20 protein-coding genes are annotated in these 17934 nt (G+C 76.4%); 16 read left to right on the forward strand and 4 right to left on the reverse strand.

Annotation, left to right across the window (positions count from 1 at the left end):
* Window positions 1-141: 141 nt before the first annotated feature.
* From MN205_RS18000 to MN205_RS18015, 4 genes are all read left to right on the forward strand, one after another.
* A complete protein-coding gene (locus MN205_RS18000) occupies window positions 142-288 on the forward strand; it encodes a hypothetical protein (RefSeq protein WP_242129728.1) in 147 nt (48 codons plus the stop codon).
* Window positions 289-476: 188 nt separating this feature from the next.
* Window positions 477-1067: a UdgX family uracil-DNA binding protein gene (locus tag MN205_RS18005; protein ID WP_374115982.1), complete on the forward strand. Its 591-nt coding sequence runs from the start codon at window positions 477-479 to the stop codon at window positions 1065-1067.
* A gap of 32 nt (window positions 1068-1099) precedes the next feature.
* Window positions 1100-1753, forward strand: a complete 654-nt coding sequence (locus tag MN205_RS18010) for a GntR family transcriptional regulator (protein WP_242129731.1) — start codon at window positions 1100-1102, stop codon at window positions 1751-1753.
* The gene (locus tag MN205_RS18015; RefSeq protein ID WP_242129732.1) at window positions 1750-3129 is read left to right on the forward strand and encodes a nitrate/nitrite transporter; all 1380 of its coding nucleotides are present in this window, start codon (window positions 1750-1752) and stop codon (window positions 3127-3129) included. The genes MN205_RS18010 and MN205_RS18015 overlap by 4 nt, the downstream gene beginning before the upstream one ends.
* An 87-nt stretch (window positions 3130-3216) precedes the next feature.
* Here MN205_RS18015 and MN205_RS18020 read toward each other — a convergent pair whose 3' ends face one another.
* Both MN205_RS18020 and MN205_RS18025 read right to left on the reverse strand, forming a co-directional pair.
* Window positions 3217-3963: a DedA family protein gene (locus tag MN205_RS18020; RefSeq protein ID WP_242129733.1), complete on the reverse strand. Its 747-nt coding sequence runs from the start codon at window positions 3961-3963 to the stop codon at window positions 3217-3219.
* Complete coding sequence (locus MN205_RS18025) at window positions 3960-4802, reverse strand: spermidine synthase (protein ID WP_242129734.1); 843 nt, start codon at window positions 4800-4802, stop codon at window positions 3960-3962. The genes MN205_RS18020 and MN205_RS18025 overlap by 4 nt, the downstream gene beginning before the upstream one ends.
* Before the next feature lie 163 nt (window positions 4803-4965).
* Between MN205_RS18025 and MN205_RS18030 the strand changes: the two genes are divergently transcribed.
* The 7 genes from MN205_RS18030 to MN205_RS18060 all read left to right on the forward strand — a co-directional run bounded on the left by MN205_RS18030 (window position 4966) and on the right by MN205_RS18060 (window position 10831).
* Window positions 4966-5190 (forward strand): hypothetical protein, encoded by a 225-nt coding sequence (locus MN205_RS18030; protein ID WP_242129735.1) that lies wholly within the window; start codon window positions 4966-4968, stop codon window positions 5188-5190.
* 128 nt (window positions 5191-5318) lie between these two features.
* On the forward strand, window positions 5319-6032 hold the full coding sequence (locus MN205_RS18035; protein WP_242129736.1) for an EcsC family protein: 714 nt from the start codon (window positions 5319-5321) through the stop codon (window positions 6030-6032).
* 11 nt (window positions 6033-6043) lie between these two features.
* The gene (locus MN205_RS22110; RefSeq protein WP_242129738.1) at window positions 6044-6418 is read left to right on the forward strand and encodes a YkvA family protein; all 375 of its coding nucleotides are present in this window, start codon (window positions 6044-6046) and stop codon (window positions 6416-6418) included.
* 184 nt (window positions 6419-6602) lie between these two features.
* Window positions 6603-7874 carry a DUF4192 family protein gene (locus tag MN205_RS18045; RefSeq protein WP_242740407.1) on the forward strand — a complete coding sequence of 424 codons (1272 nt, stop codon included), beginning with the start codon at window positions 6603-6605 and terminating at the stop codon, window positions 7872-7874.
* 181 nt (window positions 7875-8055) lie between these two features.
* Window positions 8056-8457, forward strand: coding sequence for a universal stress protein (locus tag MN205_RS18050; RefSeq protein ID WP_242129740.1), 402 nt, complete (start codon window positions 8056-8058; stop codon window positions 8455-8457).
* Window positions 8458-8714: 257 nt separating this feature from the next.
* Complete coding sequence (locus tag MN205_RS18055; protein ID WP_308220305.1) at window positions 8715-10262, forward strand: RNA polymerase sigma factor; 1548 nt, start codon at window positions 8715-8717, stop codon at window positions 10260-10262.
* A 113-nt stretch (window positions 10263-10375) separates the two neighbouring features.
* Window positions 10376-10831: a hypothetical protein gene (locus MN205_RS18060; RefSeq protein WP_242129741.1), complete on the forward strand. Its 456-nt coding sequence runs from the start codon at window positions 10376-10378 to the stop codon at window positions 10829-10831.
* Window positions 10832-10866: 35 nt separating this feature from the next.
* Here the strand turns inward: MN205_RS18060 and MN205_RS18065 are convergent, their stop codons facing one another.
* Window positions 10867-11364: a DUF456 domain-containing protein gene (locus tag MN205_RS18065; protein WP_242129742.1), complete on the reverse strand. Its 498-nt coding sequence runs from the start codon at window positions 11362-11364 to the stop codon at window positions 10867-10869.
* A 50-nt stretch (window positions 11365-11414) separates the two neighbouring features.
* Window positions 11415-11618 (reverse strand): hypothetical protein, encoded by a 204-nt coding sequence (locus MN205_RS18070; protein WP_255820516.1) that lies wholly within the window; start codon window positions 11616-11618, stop codon window positions 11415-11417.
* 219 nt (window positions 11619-11837) lie between these two features.
* Between MN205_RS18070 and MN205_RS18075 the strand changes: the two genes are divergently transcribed.
* The 5 genes from MN205_RS18075 to MN205_RS18095 all read left to right on the forward strand — a co-directional run.
* The gene (locus MN205_RS18075) at window positions 11838-13946 is read left to right on the forward strand and encodes a type IIA DNA topoisomerase subunit B (protein WP_242129745.1); all 2109 of its coding nucleotides are present in this window, start codon (window positions 11838-11840) and stop codon (window positions 13944-13946) included.
* 231 nt (window positions 13947-14177) lie between these two features.
* A complete protein-coding gene (locus tag MN205_RS18080) occupies window positions 14178-14939 on the forward strand; it encodes a DeoR/GlpR family DNA-binding transcription regulator (protein ID WP_255820659.1) in 762 nt (253 codons plus the stop codon).
* A complete protein-coding gene (locus MN205_RS18085; protein WP_242129748.1) occupies window positions 14936-15910 on the forward strand; it encodes a 1-phosphofructokinase family hexose kinase in 975 nt (324 codons plus the stop codon). The genes MN205_RS18080 and MN205_RS18085 overlap by 4 nt, the downstream gene beginning before the upstream one ends.
* On the forward strand, window positions 15907-16383 hold the full coding sequence (locus MN205_RS18090; RefSeq protein WP_242129750.1) for a PTS sugar transporter subunit IIA: 477 nt from the start codon (window positions 15907-15909) through the stop codon (window positions 16381-16383). The genes MN205_RS18085 and MN205_RS18090 overlap by 4 nt, the downstream gene beginning before the upstream one ends.
* Window positions 16380-17934 (forward strand): PTS fructose transporter subunit IIC (locus MN205_RS18095; protein WP_242129752.1); only part of this gene is annotated, 1555 nt, incomplete at its 3' end. The genes MN205_RS18090 and MN205_RS18095, both read left to right, overlap by 4 nt.

Below are 17934 nucleotides of genomic sequence, written 5' to 3' on the forward strand. Positions count from 1 at the left end.
ACCGCACGGGGCCCGAGGGGCCCCGTCGCCGACCCGCAGCACCACGACGGGGGACTCCAGGGCCCCGGGCCGGCACCACGCGGCACAGCGCGCCGAGCAGGCGCGAGCACGCCCGGTCGACCGGGCGGCGAGGAGCACACCGTGGACAAGTCCCCGCGCAACGGGTCCGTCAAGAAGGCCGGCAAGTCGCTGAAGGAGAAGCGGGTGGACAAGAAGGCCAAGAGCGCCGACCGCAGCGCGGCCGCCGCCGTCGCCGACAGCGTCACCGGCGCCCGCAAGGGCCGCTGAGCGTCCGGGGTGCCCCGCTGCGGCGGGGCACCCCGCAGCGGGCGCCCGCCCGGGGCCGGGGCCATGATCGGGGGGTGAGCGATCGCCCGCCGGACACCGCGACCCGCACCCCCGACGGCGCCCCCGACGGTGCTGCGCGCCGACCCGAGCGCCCCGGTGCGGCGCAGTGGGTCCCCGCGGGCGCGAGCGTGGAGCAGCTGCGCGCGGCGGCCGCCGCGTGCCGCGGCTGCGAGCTGTGGGAACCGGCGACGCAGGTGGTGTTCTCCGCCGGGGCCGTCGACGGGCGCCTGGCGCTGGTGGGGGAGCAGCCCGGCGACCAGGAGGACCGGCGCGGGGTCCCGTTCGTCGGCCCGGCGGGCCGGCTGCTGCAGCGGGCCGTCGCCGAGGCGGGCATCGACCTGGCCACCACGTACGTCACCAACGCGGTGAAGCACTTCCGGTTCAGCCAGGAGGCCCCGGGCAGGCGGCGCATACACGCGAGCCCCGACGTCGCCCACGTCGCCGCCTGCCGGCCGTGGCTGGCGGCGGAGCTGGCGCAGGTCGACCCCGACGTCGTGGTGTGCCTGGGGGCCACGGCGGCCAAGGCGCTGCTGCCGAAGGACTTCCGCGTCACGAAGCACCGCGGGCAGCTGATCCGCCGGGTCACCTCGCGCGGTGAGAAGACGTTCCTGGGCACCATCCACCCCTCGGCGGTGCTGCGCGTGCCGGAGGCCGAGCGGGAGAGGGCGTACGCCGCCCTGGTGGCGGACCTGCGGGTGGCGGCGGGGGCGCTGGGCTGACGCGGTCCTCGCCGTGCGAGGATAGATACATCATGGACACAGCTCAGGTGCACGCTGCCCCGCCCGCCGCCGAGCGCGTCTACGCCGACGTCAAGGCCGCCATCCTCGACCGCTCCCTGCCCGGCGGGCACCTGCTCACCGAGGGCGAGGTCGCCGAGCGCGTCGGCGTCTCGCGCACCCCCGTGCGCGAGGGCCTGCTGCGCCTGCAGGCCGAGGGGCTGGTGCACCTCATCCCCAAGCGCGGCGCCCTCGTCGTGCCCGTCTCTCCCGCCGAGGTCGAGGACGTCCTGGAGGCCCGCGAGCTCGTCGAGGTCCACACCGCCGCCCGCGCCTGGGAGCTGCGCGCCGAGCTGACCGGCCCGCTGACCGGGCACCTGGACGACATGCGCACCGCCCGCGAGGCCGGCGACGCCTGGGCCTTCACCGCCGCCGACCGCGCCTTCCACGCCACCGTGGTGCGCGCCGCCGGCAACGAGATCCTCGCCGGCCTCTACGACACCCTGCGCGACCGCCAGATGCGCATGGGCGTGGCCATCGTGCGCGGCTCCCGCGAGCGCATGGGCACCACGCTCGACCAGCACGCCGCGCTGCTGGAGGCGCTGGCCGGCCAGGACCGCGGGCGCTGGCTGGACCTCGTGCGCGAGCACGTGCGCGGTGCCGGGCAGCGGCTGCGGAGCGCCCGGTGAGCGCCCCGACCCGCCCCGCCGACGACCGGACGAGCGCCGTGCGCGGGGCGTGGCTGGTCTTCGCCGTCGGCGCCGTCGCCTACGTCGTCACCGTCGCCAACCGCACCTCCCTGGCCGCCGCGGGGCTCGAGGCCCAGGAGCGCTACGCCATCGGCGCCGGCACCCTGTCCAGCTTCGCCGTGCTGCAGTTCCTCGTCTACGCCCTGCTGCAGGTGCCCGTCGGCGTCCTCATCGACCGCTGGGGCCCGCGCCGCCTCGTCGTCCTGGGAGGCGCCACCATGGGCGCCGGCCAGCTCCTGCTGGCACTGAGCACCGAGACCTGGCAGGCCGTCCTGGCCCGCGTCCTCGTCGGCGCCGGCGACGCCGCCACCTTCACCTCCGTGATCCGGCTGGTCACGAACTGGTTCCCGCCGCGCCGCGTGCCCGTGATGACCCAGCTCGTCGGGCTGTTCGGCCAGCTCGGGCAGGTGTTCAGCGTCCTGCCGCTGGTCGCGCTGCTGCACGGCCCCGGCTGGACGCCCGCCTACGCCGGTCTCGCCGCGTTCAGCGTCCTCGCCGCGGTCCTGTCGGTCCTCGTGCTGCGCGACGTGCCGCCCGGTGCACCCGACCCCCGCAGCCGGCGCGGCGCCCGTCAGGTCGCCGGGGACCTGCGCGACGCGCTGCGCCACCCCGGCACCCGGCTGGGGCTGTGGACCCACTGGGCCACCCCGTTCGCCGGCAACGCCTTCGCCGTGCTGTGGGGCTACCCGTTCCTCGTCTCCGGGCAGGGCCTGTCCACCGGCGCCGCCGGCGCCCTGCTGACCCTCTACACCGTCGTCGCCGCCGGCACCGGACCCCTCATGGGCACCCTGGTGGCGCGCCACCCGCTGCGCCGCTCCTGGATCGTGCTGGCCGTCGTCGCCGGGCAGGTGCTCGCGTGGACGGCCGTGCTGGCCTGGCCCGGCCGCGCACCCCTGGCGCTGCTCGTGCTGCTCGTGGTCGTCCTGGGCGCCGGCGTCCCCGGGTCGATGATCGGCTTCGACTACGCCCGCACCTCCAACCCCGTCCACCGCCTCGGCGGGGCCACCGGCATGACCAACGTCATGGGCTTCGCCTCCACCGTGGTGCTCGTGCTCGCCGTCGGTGTCGTCCTGGACCTGCAGGGCGCCGGCAGCCCAGGCGCCTACTCCCTGGGCGCCTTCAAGCTGGCCCTCACCGTGCAGTTCCCCCTGTGGGCGCTCGGCGTGGCCGGCATCCTCGTCAGCCGCCGCCGCACCCGCGAACTGCTGGCCCGCGAGGGGGTCGTGGTGCCCCGGATGCGCGAGGCGGTGCGCCGGGGGTCCGCCGCCCGGCGCGCGCGCCCGCAGGGCTCCAGCCGCGACGACGCCCTGACCTGAGCGCGGCGCGGTCAGCAGAGCCGGTCGGGACCCCGGCCGCGGTCCACGACCGCCGCGTGCCGCCCGGGGGCTCGCCGGTGGCCCGGTTCAGCGGCCCCTCTGCTGCTCGCCCTCCGCTCGCCGCACGTCCACCTCGTCGTCGTCGCCGCCCCGCCGCTCCCCGTGCTGCCCCCCGCGCTGCTGGCGCACCCGCCGCAGCACCGCCCACGCCAGCACGGCCGCGATCGCCGCGTAGAAGACGTAGTCCAGGTACTGCCCGTACTGCTCCACCAGCCGGTACTGCGTGCCCAGGAGCATGCCCAGGCCGATGAGCAGCCCGTTCCACAGCGCCGAGCCGAGCACGGTCAGCAGCGAGAACTTCCACAGCCGCATGTGCGCCGCGCCCGCCGGCAGGGAGATGAGGCTGCGCACCCCGGGCACGAAGCGGCCCGTGAACACCGAGGCGCCCTCGTGCCGGCGGAACCAGTCCGACGAGCGGTGCACGTCGTCGGCGTCCATGAGGGGGATCCGGTCGGCGACCGCCGCGGCGCGGCGCAGCCCGACCGCCCGGCCCACCCAGTAAAGGAGCAGGGAGCCCAGGAACGCCCCCAGCACCGACAGCACGGCCACCCACAGCAGGCTGACCCGCCCCTGCTGCACCTGGTAGCCGGCCAGCGGCAGCACGACCTCGCTGGGGATCGGCGGGAAGACGACCTCCAGGAAGCTCAGCGCTCCCACGCCGGGCGCGCCCAGGGTGGCGACGGTGTCGAGCACGAAGCCCGTCAGCCCGCCCGTCTGACCGGTCGCCTGGCCGCCGGACCCGCCGGCGGACGCCATCTGCAGCGCGAGGTTCATGCGGTGGGCTCCTCCGGAGGGGCGGTCGGGGTCGCGGCGGGCCCGGGGCCCGCCACGGCGGCGTCGGTGACAACGCTCGCCCCCGCGGCGAAGTGCCGCGCGTCGGCGCCCGACACCAGGCGGGCCGGGGCCGCGCCGCCGGACAGCGCCCGCACCAGTTCCCGCTCGGGCAGCGGTTCGTGCGAGGCCAGCAGCAGCGCGTTGCCGTAGCGCCGCCCGCGGAAGACGCCCGGCTCGGCGAGGACGGCGACGTGCTCGAAGACCGCCGCGGCCGTGGCCAGTTCCGCCCGCGCGTGCGGCATCGGCGGCCGGTCCGCCAGGTTCGCCACCCACACCCCGCCCGGCGCCAGCACGCGCGAGACCTCCCGCAGGAACTCCACCGTCACCAGGTGGACCGGCACCCGGTCGTGGGCGAAGGCGTCGCGCACGAGCGCGTCCTGGCTCGCGTCCGGCAGCGCGGCGACACCGGCGCGGGCGTCGGCCACCTTCAGCTTGAAGCCCGCCGAGCCGCTCGCCCCGAAGCTGCGGCGCACCAGGTCCACCAGCCGCTCGTCCACCTCCAGCACCAGCTGCCGGGAGGCGGGCCGCGTGGCCGCCACGTAGCGCGGGAAGGCGCAGCCCGCACCGCCCAGGTGCACCACGCGCAGCGGGCCCGGCGGGTGCACGGCGTCCAGCACGGCCGCCGTCCACTGCTGGTACTCGAACACCAGGTGCTCCGGGTCGGCCAGGTCCACGTACGAGCTGGGCACCCCGTTGACCAGCACCAGCCAGCCGTCCGGGTCGTCGCGGTCGCGCTCCAGGCGCACGGTGCCCGTGCTGATGAGGGCCTCGCCCTCCACCGGCCCGGGTCTCCTGGTGCCGGGACGCGCGGGGCGCGCCGGGCGCGGTCGCGGGGAACGGGGCACCCGCCGATCCAACCAGCCGCGCGCCGCCCCGCCCGCCCTCCCTCCCGGTCGCCGAGGCGCGCTGAAGTCCGCGGCGACGCCTGCCGAGGTAGTCCCCATGCTCACGTTCGTGCAGACCGCGCTGCTCGTCCTCTTCCTCGTGCCCTTCGTGCTGGACCGCCGCACCCGCCGCCGGCTGGACCCCGCCCTCATGCCCGCGGCGGACCGTCCGCCCGCCGCCGCCGGCGACCGCGCGCCCCGCCCGTGGGCCCGCCGCCGCTACGTCGAGGACGGCGTGGCCGAGGTCGCCGCCTACCTCAGCGAGCAGGACCCCGCCCGCTGAGGCGCTCCGAGCCACCTGTGCCGCCCGTGCCGCCCGGGCCGCCTGTCCGGCGCGCGCCGGCGACGCGCTGCGGTTAGCGTCTGCTGCGGCCCGGTCACGTCCGGCCGGCCGGAGGGGGGACGAGACCAGTGGCACGCCGCGACCGGCACCCGCAGGTCACCGCCGCGCAGGCGCAGGAGGTCGACGACTCGCGCGCCGCTGCCCTGGTGCAGCGGCTGCTCGCGGTCGGCATCGACGGCAAGGGCCCCTTCGACGGGGCCGTCGCCGTGGCGAGCCGGGCGCGCGCCGGGCACCCCAGCACCGAGTCGGCCGTGCACGAGGTCGTCCGCCGGCACACCCGGCTGGTGGCGGCCAGCGGCTTCGCCACGGGCGTCGGTGGTCTCGTGACGCTGCCGGTGGCCCTGCCCGCCAACGTCGCCGGCTTCTACGTGCTGGCCACCCGCGCGGTCGCCGCCGTCGCCGAGCTGCGCGGCTACGACACCTCGCGCCCGGAGGTGCGCAGCGCCGTGCTGCTGACCCTCGTCGGCGCCGACGCCACCGACGTGCTGAAGTCCGCCGGCCTGCCCCGCCTGGACATCGGCGGGCGCCTGGCCTCGCTGGCCACCCGTCGCTGGTCCCCCGCGGTGCTCATGCTCCTCAACAAGGGCGTCGGCTTCCGCCTGCTCGCGCGAGTGGGCACCGGGGGGCTGGTGCGCGCCGGCAGCCGCGCGGTGCCCGTGCTGGGCGGCGCGGTCGGCGCGGGCGCCGACGCCCTGATGCTGCGCCGCATCGCCAAGCACGCCGAGCACGCGCTGCCCCCGGTGGCCGGGGGCGGCGTGGACGGCGACCCCGACCGGTCGTGAGGGGGCCCGCGGTGAGCCCGGCCGGCCGGCCGCCCGCCGCGGGACCCCACCGGCGCCGCGCCGCCCTGGCCGTCCTGTGGTCGACCCTGCGCCGCGGGACCCCGCCGGGCACGCCCGGCGTGGAGGAGCGGGTCCGCTCCGTGCCGGCGCTGGTCTCCGACACCGTGGCCGGCCGTTACCGCGGTCCCGGCCGCGCCCGGCTGGCCGGTGCGGCCCTGGGCCTGGTCTACCTGCTCTCGCCCGCCGACGCGGTGCCCGAGGCCGTGCTGCCGCTGCTCGGCCTGCTCGACGACGCCGCCGTCGCCGCCTGGGCGGCGGGTGCGCTGCTGAGCGCCACCGAGGACTACGCCGGCTGGCGGTCGCGGCGCACCGACCCGCCGTGCTGAGGTCCGCACGGGCCCCTCGGGGCCCCTCGGGGCCCCTCGGGGCCCCTTCAAGCCCCTCGAGGTCCGTCCGGGCGTGCTCGGGACCGCCTCGCCGCGGGCGTCACAGCGGGCGGGCGCCTCGCGGGGCGCCGCCGGCTGTGGACTGCGGGCCGCTGCGTCCCGGCCGCCCCGGCACGGTGGCGCCGTGACCGCCGACCCCGCACCCCCGTCCCCATCCCCGTCCCCATCCCCGTCCCCATCCCCGTCCCCGTCCCCGTCCCCGTCCCCGTCCCCGTCGCCGCTGCTCCTGTCCGGGCCGGGTGAGCTGCTCGCCGTGCTGCCGTACCGGCTCGGCTTCCACCCCCGGCACAGCCTCGTCCTGGTGGAGCTGGAGGACGGCGGTGCCGGCCGCCCCTGCCCGCTGGGGGCGGTGGTGCGCGTGGACCTGCCCTCCCCGGCCCCCGCGCCCGCTGCCGCGCCGCAGGAGCCGACGCGGGCCGGGCGGGACGGGGCCGCGCAGGCCGCCGCCGAGGCCGTGGCGTGCCTGCTGCGCACGCGCGCCCGCGGCACCGCCGGCCCGGTCCTGGTCGTCTGCTACGACGAGACGGGTACCGGGTCCGGTAGCGCGCCCGGCGCCGCGCCCGGGCTGCGCACCGGCCCGGCGGGGGCCGCCGCCGTCGCGGCGGCCCTGTCCGGCCTGCGCGACGCGCAGGTGCCCGTGGTGGAGGCGGTGCTGGTCGCGGCCGGCCGCTGGCGCTCCCTCACCTGCACCGACGCACGCTGCTGCCCGCCCGCCGGCCTGCCGGTGCGCACACCCGCCGCCGACCGGGTCGCGGCCGAGGCCGTCAGCCGCGGCCTGTCGGCCGTCGTGGACCGCGACGCCGCGCTGCCCGAGCGCACCCCGCTCCCCGCGCAGCGCCGCGAGGCGGCCCGCGCGGCCCGCGCGGCCGCACCGCCGGCCCGGACCGCCGTGCGCCGCAAGCGGGCCCTGGCCGAGTTCGAGCGGGAGGTCGCGCGCTACCTGCCCCCGGGGGCGCCGGTGCTGCCGGACGCCCGCGCGGCGGGCCGCCTGCTGGCCGCGCTGGAGGACGTGCCCGTGCGCGACGCCGCCCTGCTCACCGGGGCGCCCGAGCACCTGCGCGCCCCCGCCGTCGCCGCCCTGGTGCGCAGCCGCCCGGGCACCGCCGACCCCGCGGCGGGCGACCTCGTCCACCGGGCGCTGCGCGCCGAGCCCGACCGCACCCGGACGGCGGCCGCGGCGGCGCTCGCCGTCGACCTCGCCCGGCACGCCCCCGGCCGGGAAGGTGCCGGGGCCTGGGCGGTGGCCGGGTGGGCGTACTGGTCCGTCGGCGACGGGGTGCGCGCGGACGCCTGCACCGGCGCCGCCCTGGAGGCGGACCCCGGCCACCGGCTCGCCGGGCTGGTCGCCACCGCCCTGCGCGCCGGCCTGCCGCCGCGCGAGCGCGGCGCCGGCTGAGCCCTGCGGCCACCGGAGGGCGCGGCCGGGCCCCGCCGCACCCGCGCGAGGAGACCGGTGCGGGGCGTCTAGTACGGTCGCGGCGGCTGCGCCCGGCAGCGCCGGGACGGGGCCGTCGGGCAGGTGCGGGCCGGTCGAGGACCCGGTCGCACGTCGCAGCGTGGTCCAGGAGGGTGTGCGCATGGGGATCGTCGTGGGGTACGTGGCCAACCCGGAGGGGCGCACCGCCCTGGAGCAGGCCGGAGCAGCCGCCCTGCGCCTGGGGCTGCCGCTGGTGGTCGTGCACAGCCGGCGGCCCGGCAAGGAGGCCGACGCCCAGGAGGCCGAACAGCTGCGCGCCGTGCACGACGACGTGCGTGCCCGCCTGGACGCGGCGGGCCTGGGCCACGAGCTGCGCGAGGTGCCCGACAGCGAGGACCCCGCCGACGACCTCATCGAGGCGGCGGAGGACTCCGGCGCCGGGCTCATCGTCATCGGCCTGCGGCGGCGCACCCCCGTCGGCAAGCTCATCCTCGGGGCCAGTGCCCAGCGCATCCTCCTGGACGCGCCCTGCCCGGTGCTGGCGGTCAAGCCGGAGGAGTGAGCCCGCCGGGACGGCCCGGCGGATCCCGCGCCGGGGGGCCGTCGCGAGACCTCCCCGCGGGTCCGCGAGCTGTCCGGGAGACGTCCGGCAGGGGACCGCGAGCGGTCCTCCAGGGTGGTGCGGTGCGCCAGGAGGCCTCCCGTCGTGCCACAATCGGCGTTTGTCGTCCTCAGTGGGCATGCAACGGTGCCCGCCGGTGTTGACCTTGTCGGCTGCTGCCCGCGCAGTCCCGTTCCGCCCACGACGAAAGGCAGTCCGTGTCGTCGGTCCCGACATCCCGGCCGCTCCCGCCCGAGTTCGCGTCCGCTCCCTTCCAGGAGCTCCTGCAGCACGGCACCACCCACGGGTTCGTCGACGCCCACGCCGTGCGCACCGCGTGCGAGGACGCCCAGCTGCCCGTCCAGCGCATGAAGGCCGTGCTGCGTGCCCTCGACGACGCCGGCATCACCGTGCGCGTCCCCGAGGCCGCCCCCAAGCGCGCCGTGGCGGCCTCGTCCACCCGCCGCTCCACCTCCACGGCCACCGCCACCAAGTCGGCGGCCAAGTCCGCGGCACCGTCGACCCGTCCCGCGGCCAAGCGCGCCGCGGCTCCGGTGGACGGTGAGGCCGCCGGCACCAAGCCCGCGGCCAAGACCGCCGCGAAGCCCACGAAGACGGCCACCAGGACCGCCACGAAGACCGCGGCCAAGACCGCCGCGAAGCCCGCCCCCGGCGAGGAGCCCAGCGGCGACGAGCTCGTGGAGGTCAAGGACGAGGACCTGGTCGTCGAGGACGGGGTCGTCGCCGACACCGCCGAGCCGGCCGAGGAGAGCGGGGACGCCAAGAAGACCGTCGGCGGCTTCGTCCTGACCGACGACGACGACGACGCCCCCGCTCAGCAGGTCGCCACCGCCGGCGCCACCGCCGACCCGGTCAAGGACTACCTCAAGCAGATCGGCAAGGTCGCCCTCCTCAACGCCGAGCAGGAGGTCGAGCTCGCCAAGCGCATCGAGGCGGGCCTGTTCGCCGAGGAGAAGCTGCACTCCGGCGAGACGATCGACCCGATCTTCAAGCGCGAGCTGTGGTGGATCGCCGAGGACGGCCGCCGCGCCAAGAACCACCTGCTCGAGGCGAACCTGCGCCTGGTGGTCTCCCTGGCCAAGCGCTACACCGGCCGCGGCATGCTCTTCCTGGACCTGATCCAGGAGGGCAACCTCGGTCTGATCCGCGCGGTCGAGAAGTTCGACTACACCAAGGGCTACAAGTTCTCCACGTACGCCACCTGGTGGATCCGCCAGGCGATCACCCGCGCCATGGCGGACCAGGCCCGCACCATCCGCATCCCGGTGCACATGGTCGAGGTCATCAACAAGCTGGCCCGCGTGCAGCGGCAGATGCTGCAGGACCTGGGCCGCGAGCCCACCCCGGAGGAGCTCGCCAAGGAGCTCGACATGACCCCGGAGAAGGTCGTCGAGGTCCAGAAGTACGGCCGCGAGCCCATTTCGCTGCACACCCCCCTGGGTGAGGACGGCGACAGCGAGTTCGGTGACCTCATCGAGGACTCCGAGGCGGTCGTGCCGGCCGACGCGGTGAGCTTCACGCTGCTGCAGGAGCAGCTGCACTCGGTGCTGGACACGCTGTCCGAGCGCGAGGCGGGCGTGGTGTCCATGCGCTTCGGCCTGACCGACGGCCAGCCGAAGACGCTGGACGAGATCGGCAAGGTCTACGGCGTCACGCGCGAGCGGATCCGCCAGATCGAGTCCAAGACGATGTCCAAGCTGCGCCACCCCTCGCGCTCGCAGGTGCTGCGCGACTACCTGGACTGATCGCTCGTCGGTGCTCCCGGCCCCCGGACCGCCTCGCGCGGACCGGGGGCCGAGGTGCGTGCGAGGGGCTCCCACGGCTTCCCGACGTGCTCGGCACCGGTTAGCGTCCCGGTGTGCCGGGAGCGACGCCCGAGGAGCGGGAGGAGTGGCGGCGCGGGCGGGCCGAGGCGGCCGCCGCCCACGCCGCAGCGGCCGAGCGCGCCCGCCTCGCGGAGACCTCCGAGGCGCACCGGCTGCTGGCGGGCTTCGTGGCCGAGGTGCGGCGCCGGCGGATCGACCCCGTCCCGCTGCGGGCGCGGGTGGCGGGGGGCCGGGCCCGCACGGGCCTGCACGGCTGGTACTTGCGTCGCGACGAGTCGCTGGCCGTCACCGAGGACGGCGTCTTCCACGTGCTCACCGTGGACGGAGGATTGCGTGAGCGGTTGCTGGGGGTGCGCCCGGCGCCGGCCGACCCCCCGCTGCAGGTGGGACGCGGCGCGCGCGACGGGGAGTCCGTGGAGCTGGCGGAGCTCCTGCGCAGGCGGCTCGCGGAGCTCGGCGGCGATCCGGGGTCCGGACCGCCGGGCTGAGCCCCGCCTCCCGGGGCGCCGAGCCGGTGGTGGGTTCAGCCGCGCAGCACGAGCGCGCCGGCGACCCACGTCGCCGCGGCGAGCGTCCCGGCGAGGCCCTCGATGGCCACGCTGAGGCCCACGCCCTTCAGCGCCTGCACGGTCGAGGACCACGCGGTGCGCGCCCCGAGCCGGGCGCGCGAGGCCCGGGCGAGCTCGGAGAGGAAGACCCCGAGCACGAAGCCCAGCGGCAGACCCAGGACGGGGACGACGAAGAACCCGACGACGCCGAGCGCGCCGCCGAGCAGCAGGGTGGTGCGGGGGATCCCGGCGCGGCTCAGGCGGCGGCCGGGCACGAGGTACATCGCGACCTGACCGGCCACGAGCAGGAGGGCGACGCCGGCGAGGAAGGCCCAGGCGGCCCCGCCCTCCACGGCGGCCCACACCAGCGCGGCGAGGCCGATGAGCACGGTGCCGGGCAGCACCGGGACGACGACGCCGACGAGACCCACCGCGATCGCGAGGGCCACGACGACGAGCCCGGCGTCACCCACGGGGGTGGCGCCGGGCTCGTCGGTCCGTGCTGGTGGTGCTCAGCGCCGCCTCAGCGCTCCTCGACCGGCGCGCTCGCCGGCGTCGTCGCGGTGAGCCTGCGGGACTCGTCCTGGATGTCCCGCGCGACCTCGCGGAGGGCGTCGCGGTGCTCGCGCCCGTGGTGGGCGCAGAAGAGCAGCTCGCCCCCGGAGGCCAGCAGGGCCCGCACGTAGGCCTGCGCACCGCAACGGTCGCAGCGGTCGGCGGCCGTCATCGGGTCGCTGGCAAGGGCTGTTGTGGTGGTCACTCCACGACTCCTTCCGGTCCTGCGGGCGGCGGCAGCGGGTGCTCCCGCGCCCACTCTGTCCCAACCCCCGGGTCCGCGCTCGCGTTCCCACGCCGGGGGAGCAACGCGTTCGCTCTGGGCGGAGGGGTGAGCGCGACGGCGCGCGGTGACCGGAACCGCGTCGGCGGTGCCGTCTACCCTGCCGGGGTGACTCCACCCAGCTCGACGCCCCGCTCCCGCACGCCCGAGGGCAGCGGGTCCGAGGGCTACACCGCCGCCCACCTGCTGGTCCTGGAGGGCCTGGAGGCGGTCCGCAAGCGCCCCGGCATGTACATCGGCTCCACCGACTCCCGCGGGCTCATGCACTGCCTGTGGGAGATCATCGACAACTCCGTCGACGAGGCCCTGGGTGGGCACTGCACCCGCATCGACGTGGTCCTGCGCGCGGACGGCTCCGTGGAGGTGCGCGACGACGGGCGCGGCATCCCGGTGGACGCCGAGGCGCGCACGGGCCTGTCCGGCGTGGAGGTGGTCTTCACGCACCTGCACGCGGGCGGCAAGTTCGGCGGCGGCTCGTACTCCGCCTCCGGCGGCCTGCACGGCGTGGGCGCCAGCGTCGTCAACGCGCTGTCGGCGCGGCTGGACGTCGAGGTGGACCGCGGCGGCAAGACGTACGCGACGAGCTTCCGCCGGGGCACTCCCGGCCGCTACGACGGCGACGGCCCCGACGCCCCCTTCGCGCCCGCGACTGGCCTGGAGGTCGTCGGCAAGGTCAAGCGCGGCGTGACCGGCACGCGGGTGCGCTACTGGTCCGACTCGCAGATCTTCCTGAAGACGGCGGCGTTCTCCTACGACGAGCTCACCGCCCGCGCCCGGCAGACCTCCTTCCTGGTGCCGGGCCTGCGCATCGTGGTGCGCGACGAGCGCGGCGAGCAGCCCACCGAGGAGGTCTTCCAGCACGACGGCGGCATCGGCGAGTACGCCGACTTCCTCACCCCGGACGCGGCGGTGACGCCGGTGTGGCGGCTGCAGGGCGAGGACACCTTCACCGAGACCGTGCCGGTGCTGGACGACAACGGGCACATGACGCCGCAGGAGGTGCGCCGCCAGTGCGTCGTCGACGTCGCGCTGCGCTGGGGCACCGGCTACGACGCCACGGTCCGCTCCTTCGTCAACATCATCGCCACGCCCAAGGGCGGCACCCACCTGTCCGGGTTCGAGCAGGGGCTGTTCGCCGCGGTGAAGGCGCAGGTGGACGCGCAGGCGCGCCGCCTGAAGGTCGGCAAGGACGAGAAGCTGGAGAAGGACGACGTGCTGGCGGGCCTGACGGCCGTGGTCACCGTCCGCCTGGCCGAGCCGCAGTTCGAGGGGCAGACCAAGGAGGTCCTGGGCACGGCGGCGGTGCGGGCCATCGTCCGGCGCGTGGTCGAGCGCGAGCTCACCGCGCAGCTGACCTCCGCGCGCCGCGAGGACAAGCAGGTGGCCGCCACGGTGCTGGACAAGGTCGTCGCGGAGATGAAGAGCCGCATCTCCGCGCGCCTGCACAAGGAGACGCAGCGGCGCAAGAACGCGCTGGAGTCGTCCTCCCTGCCGGCGAAGCTGAAGGACTGCCGTTCCGACGACGTCACCCGCACCGAGCTCTTCCTCGTCGAGGGCGACTCGGCGCTGGGCACGGCGATGGGTGCGCGCAACTCCGAGTACCAGGCGCTGCTGCCGCTGCGGGGGAAGATCCTCAACGTCCAGAAGGCGTCCGTGACGGACATGCTCAAGAACGCCGAGTGCGCCTCCATCATCCAGGTGGTCGGTGCCGGGTCGGGCCGCAGCTTCGACCTGTCGGCGGTGCGCTACGGCAAGATCGTGCTGATGACCGACGCGGACGTGGACGGCGCGCACATCCGCACCCTGCTGCTGACGCTCTTCTTCCGCTACATGCGCCCGCTGGTGGAGGCGGGGCGGGTCTTCGCCGCGGTGCCGCCGCTGCACCGCCTGGAGGTCAACGGCACGGGCCGGGCGAAGAAGGAGGTCGTCTACACCTACTCCGACGCCGAGCTGCGCCGCGTCACCGCCGACCTGAACCGCCGCGGGCGCACCTACAGGGAGCCGCAGCGGTACAAGGGCCTGGGGGAGATGGACGAGGACCAGCTCGCCGAGACGACCATGGAGCCGCAGCACCGCACGCTGCGGCGGGTGACCATCGCCGACGGCGCCGCGGCCGAGCGGGTGTTCGAGCTGCTCATGGGCAACGACGTCGCCCCCCGCAAGGACTTCATCATCGCCGGGGCGGAGCGGCTGGACCGCGAGCGCATCGACGCCTGACGCTTGACGCCGGGGACCCGCGCCCCGCACGAGACGCCCCCGCGACCGTACCGGTCGCGGGGGCGTCCTGCGTCGGGGTGCTTCCGCTCCGTGTGGTTTCACGCCCAGGCGGTGTCCGTTCGTGCCCGTTTGCTTGACATCGAGCCCGAAACGGGCTCATCATCCTCGGTACCGGGTCCGAACGGGCTCGTGGACCCCTCGGGGGACGGCACGGAGACGACGGAGTCGGCGATGTACGCACCGGAGCGCCACCAGGCGATCCTCGAGACCGCCCGCGCGGCCGGACGGGTCGAGGTGACTGCGCTCGCCGAGGCCCTCGACGTCACCCCCGAGACCATCCGGCGCGACCTGACCGCCCTGGAGCGCCACGGCCTGGTCCGTCGCGTGCACGGCGGGGCCATCCCCGTCGAGCGCTTGGGCTCCGAACCGGCCGTGGGGGAGCGCCAGGGCGTCTTCAGCGCCGAGAAGGAGCGCATCGCCAAGACCGCCCTGGCCGAGCTGCCCGAGGGCGGCACCGTCGTCGTCGACGCCGGCACCACCACCGCCCGCTTCGCGGAGCTGCTGCCCACCGACCGCGACCTCGTCGTCGTCACCCACGGCCTGCAGGTCGCCCAGGCGCTCGCCACCCGCGCCAACGTCACCCTGCACCTGGTCGGCGGGCAGGTGCGCGGGCGCACCCTGGCCGCCGTCGGCGCCTGGGCGGAGCGGGCCCTGGCGGAGGTCTTCGCCGACGTCTGCTTCCTCGGCACCAACGGCCTCAGCGCCGAGCGGGGCCTGACCACGCCCGATCTCGCCGAGGCCGGCGTCAAGCGCGCCCTCATGCGCGCCGCCCGCCGCACCGTCGTCCTGGCCGACCACTCCAAGCTCGGCCGCGACGACTTCGCCCACGTCGCTGACCTGGAAGGGGTCGACACCGTGATCACGGACACCGGGGCGGACCCCGACGTCGTCGCCGACGTCGAGGCCGCCGGACCGCGGGTGGTGCGGGCGTGAGCGCCGCGCACCCGGCGGTCCTGACCGTCACGCCCAACCCCAGCATCGACCGCACCCTCGAGCTGGACGTCCTCACCCGCGGCGAGGTGCACCGCGCCCGCGGGGCGAGCGAGGACGCCGGCGGCAAGGGCGTCAACGTCGCCCGGGCGCTGGCCCTGCACGGCGCGCGCGCCGCAGCGGTGCTGCCGTGCGGCGGCCTGGACGGCGACCGCCTGGTGGGGCTGCTGGCCCCGCAGGGCGTGGAGGTGGTCCCCGTGGCGATCGCCGGGACCGTGCGCACCAACACCACCGTCGTCGAGGCCGACGGCACCACCACGAAGCTCAACGAGCCCGGCCCGGTACTGGGCGCGGAGGAGGTCGAGGCGCTCGAGCGCACCGTGCGCGCCCGCCTCACCGTCGGTCCGCGCTGGCTGGCCTCCAGCGGCAGCCTGCCGCCGGGAGCGCCCGGCGACCTGCACGCCCGCCTGGTGCGGCTGGGCCGCGCCGCCGGGGCGCGCACGGCCGTGGACACCTCCGGCCCCGCCCTGGCCGCCGCCGTGGAGGCCGGCCCGGACGTGGTCAAGCCCAACCTGGAGGAGCTGGCCGAGCTGGTGGCCCGCGAGCTGACGACGGTGGGCGACGTGCGCGCCGCCGCCGCGGACCTGCGCGCCCGCGGCTGCGGCGACGTCCTCGTCAGCCTCGGCGAGGCCGGCGCGCTGCTGGCCACCGCCGAGGGCACCTGGTGGGCCGGCGGCCCGGCCCTGGTGCCGCGCAGCACCGTCGGCGCGGGCGACTGCACCCTCGCCGGCTACCTGTCCGCCGACGGCCCGGCCCCGCAGCGGCTGGCCACCGCGGTCGCGTGGGGCCGCGCGGCCGTCCTCCTGCCGGGCAGCACCGTCCCCGGCCCCGAGCAGACGCGCGCCGGCGCCGGAGGCGTCCGCGTCGTCGAGAACCCCGACCCCGAGACCCCCGTGAAGGACCTGCAGCCATGAGCGACACCGCGAACACCCCGGACCTCATCACCGGCGACCTCGTCATCGCCGACCTGCGCGCCGGCGACCGCGTCGACGCCACGCGCCAGCTCGCGCAGAAGCTGCAGTCCGCCGGGCGCGTCACCGACCTGGAGCGGTTCCTCGCCGACGTCGCCGCCCGCGAGGAGCAGATGGCCACCGGTATCCCCGGCGGCATCGGGCTGCCGCACGCCCGCTCCGAGGCCGTGACGGTTCCGAGCCTCGCCGTGGGGCGCGTGGTCTCCGGCGAGCGCGTCGACTTCGGGGCCCCGGACGGCCGGGCCAACCTCGTCTTCCTCATCGCCGCCCCCACCACGGGTGAGGCCGACCACATGACCATCCTCGCCGCGCTGGCCCGCAAGCTGGTCCACGTCTCCTTCCGCCAGTCCCTGCTCGAGGCGCCCGACGCCGCGTCGGTCGCCCGCACCGTCATGGAAGAGGTCTACGGACGATGAAGTTCGTCGCGATCACGTCCTGCCCCACCGGCATCGCGCACACGTACATGGCCGCCGAGGCCCTGGAGCAGGCCGGCAAGGCCGCCGGGCACGAGGTGACCGTCGAGACGCAGGGCGCCGCGGGTTCCGCCCCCTTCGACCCGGCCGTCGTCGCCGCCGCCGACGGCGTCATCTTCGCCGCGGACCTGGAGGTCCGCGACAAGGACCGCTTCGCCGGCAAGCCGTTCGTCGACGTGGGGGTGAAGAAGGCCGTCGCCGACGCCCCCGGTGTCGTGGCCGCGGCCGTCGCCGCCGTCGAGGCGGCCGGTGCCCGCACCGGCGCCGGCCCGGCCGTGGAACCGGCCGAGGAGGTCCCCGGCACGGCCACCGCGCCGGCAGCACCGGCCACGAGGGCCACCTCCGGCGCCGGTGTCGGAACCCGCGTGCGGCAGTGGCTCATGACGGGCGTCAGCTACATGATCCCGTTCGTCGCCGCCGGCGGAATCCTCATCGCGCTGGCGTTCATGCTGGGCGGGTACGAGATCGCCCTGGACCGCGACGGGGTGGGCGCGAACGCCTACTTCACCGGGTTGTTCGCCGACGGTTTCGACGTCGCCGACCGCGAGCAGTGGGCCGGCCTGCTGCTCGTCGTGGGCCAGGCCGCGTTCGGTTTCCTCGTTCCCGTCCTCGCCGGTTTCATCGCCTTCGGCATCGCCGACCGCCCCGGCATCGCGCCCGGTTTCGTCGGCGGCGCCCTCGCGGTGACCGTGGGGGCCGGTTTCCTCGGCGGCCTGGCCGCGGGTTTCCTCGGTGGTTTCGTCGCCCTCGGCCTGGCGCGGCTGAACGTCCCGAACGCGGTGCGCGGCATCATGCCCGTCGTCGTCATCCCGCTGGTGGCCACGATCGTCACCGGGTTCGTCATGCTCGTGGTGCTCGGCCGGCCGCTGAAGTGGCTGATGGACTCCCTCACCAGCGGCCTGAACTCGCTGTCCGGTTCCGGCATCGTCCTGCTGGGCGTCATCCTCGGCGCCATGATGGCCGTCGACCTCGGCGGCCCCGTGAACAAGGTCGCCTACACCTTCGCCACCACCGGCCTGGCCACCGCGGCCGCCTCCTCCGGCAGCCCCGTGGAGCTGAAGGTCATGGCCGCCGTCATGGCCGCGGGCATGACCCCGCCGCTGGGCATCGCGCTGGCGACGTTCCTGCGCAAGCGCCTGTTCACCGGCGCGGAGCAGCAGAACGGCAAGGCGGCCGTCCTGCTGGGGGCGTTCTTCATCTCCGAGGGCGCCATCCCGTTCGCGGCCGCGGCCCCGCTGCGCATCATCCCCGCCTGCGTGCTGGGTTCCGGCGTCACCGGCGGCCTCGTCATGGCCTTCGGGAACACGCTGCGCGCCCCGCACGGCGGCGTGGTCGTCCTCGGGCTCGTCGGTGAGCCGCTGCTGTACCTGCTGGCGATCCTCGTCGGCACCGTCGTCACGGCCCTGGCCGTCGTCGCGCTGAAGAGCGCCCACCGCAAGGGCGAGCAGGCCCCCGCTGCCGTCGGCACCACCAGCGGCCAGCCCGTCTCCGCCT

The sequence above is a fragment of the Kineococcus sp. TRM81007 genome (assembly GCF_022669155.1).
Taxonomy (GTDB): Bacteria; Actinomycetota; Actinomycetes; order Actinomycetales; family Kineococcaceae; genus Kineococcus.